General features: G+C 61.8%; 3 protein-coding genes and 1 pseudogene. All 4 read left to right on the top strand.

The features are described 5' to 3' along the window. A pseudogene (locus C451_RS05695) lies at positions 1 to 318 on the top strand (replication factor A); the annotation flags it as partial. Beyond that, positions 319 to 1,131 carry an RPA family protein gene (locus tag C451_RS05690; RefSeq protein ID WP_007738660.1) on the top strand — a complete coding sequence of 271 codons (813 nt, stop codon included), beginning with the start codon at positions 319 to 321 and terminating at the stop codon, positions 1,129 to 1,131. Between the two features lie 78 nt (positions 1,132 to 1,209). Further along, a complete protein-coding gene (locus C451_RS05685; protein ID WP_007738659.1) occupies positions 1,210 to 1,557 on the top strand; it encodes a winged helix-turn-helix domain-containing protein in 348 nt (115 codons plus the stop codon). Then, the coding region (locus C451_RS05680) for a type II toxin-antitoxin system VapC family toxin (RefSeq protein WP_007738651.1) at positions 1,550 to 1,815 on the top strand (266 nt) is incomplete at its 3' end. The genes C451_RS05685 and C451_RS05680, both read left to right, overlap by 8 nt.

Raw genomic sequence — 1,815 nt, 5'->3', positions numbered from 1 at the left:
GAGCACGGGGAGGTCGATGGTGAGTTCGACCTCCGGATCAAGGGCGTTCTCGACAACGGGAGCGAGGTCCACGAGGTGATCTTCAACCGGGAGATGACCGAGGAGTTCGCCGATATCACGCTTGCGGAGGCCAAAGAGCGCGCGATGGACGCGCTGGATACGACAGTCGTCGCCGACGATATCACCGAAGACGTACTCGGGAAGTATTACCGGGTCAGCGGGCCAGAGCTCGGGCGCTACGTCCTGGTTGACGAGTACGAGAGGCTTGGCGCGCGGACGGATTCTGAAGACGTGCTGATCACAGCGAGGTCGTTGTAGATGAGCACCAGTCCAGACGACGGGTCGCCAGGGCGGGAGGTCGCCAAGCGGCTGTTCGCTCGCGAGTTCAACGACGCGTCATACTCGTTCAAAGAATCCGAGGATGAACTCGCGCCGAACTACACGCTATTGCCGACGGGCGATCGGGTCAACCGGTTGTTTTTCGCGGGAACGCTGACAGAGACCGAGGACGTCGGTTCCGACAGCGAATACTGGCAGGGACGCGTGGTCGATCCGACGGGGACGTTCTACGTCTATGCGGGCCAGTACCAGCCAGAGGCGGCGAGCGCACTGCGGCAGATCGAGACGCCCACGTATGTGACGGTGGTCGGGAAACCCCGGAGCTACGAGACTGACGACGGCGAGACGAACGTCGCCGTGCGGCCGGAGTCGATCAGCGAGGTGGATGAATCCACCCGTGATCGGTGGGTAGTCGAAACTGCCGACCGGACCATCGAGCGACTCGAAGGGTTCGATTCCGAGCTCAACGACTACGCACGGATGGCGCGCGACGAGTACGGTGAGGTGCTGAGTCCGTATCGGGAGGCGGCCATCGAAGCGCTGGAAAGCCTCGATGCTACCGATGCTGACGGTTCTCCGAGTGAAACTACAAGCGAGGCAGAGCCGGATGGGTCGGCAGGCGACTCGCTCGCCAGCGATCCCGATCCAGTCGAAACTGTCGATCACTCTCCTGAGGAGAGTGAGGAGAGCGGTGGACCGGATGAACGAGCAGAGAACGAAGAGAGCAGTCTTGACGGTAGTTCGGCGGCTGAGGAACCGTCCGAAGATACTGGACTCGGCGACTACGACTGAGAGAAGTATTGGGATCTGCTTTCCCGGACTGCCACCGTAGCAGATGGATTTAACATTACGGAGTGTGTAGCGTGTCGTATGACTGACCGCGACGAGCGCGGACGTTACGCTCCGGATCACACGGATGCAGACATCCTGGAGGCCGTTCGTGAGCACGATCCAGCAGGAACAAGCGAGGTAGCCGACCAGCTCGGCATCGCGCGTCAGAGTGCCGACCAGCGTCTCCGGAAGCTCGAGGAGGCAGGGCGAGTCCACCGCAAGAAGATCGGCGCAGTAGCGGTATGGTGGCTCGACGACGAAGAGCGCGCGACGGCCGAGATCGATCCCGATGACGGGTTCTGGGATGCCGACCCCGGATCGTCGGCTGAACCGACGGACGCCACGAAGACCGACGAGTATCTCGCCGACGCGCTGGCGAATGAGTAGCGCCGACACCGGTACCGATCCTACCTCCGCGAGCGCCGTTGACGTGCGTAGCGACCCGCTGTTCATCGATACTGGGGCGTTTTTCGCGTACTACAACGAGCGGGATGAGCACCACGAGACGGCTCGCGCGGTCTTTCAGGCGATCCGTGTAGGCGATCTCGCCTATTCACCCCTGTACACTACTCGGTTCGTGCTCGCAGAGCTCGCAACGCTGTTGCTGTACAAGGTCGATCACGCGACTGCTACGCAAGCACTCGG

Origin of the sequence: Halococcus thailandensis JCM 13552, assembly GCF_000336715.1 — an archaeon.
In the GTDB taxonomy this organism is placed as follows: Archaea; Halobacteriota; Halobacteria; order Halobacteriales; family Halococcaceae; genus Halococcus; species Halococcus thailandensis.
Note: the sequence above shows the minus strand (reverse complement) of the source record. Positions and strands in the feature narration are given on the sequence as shown.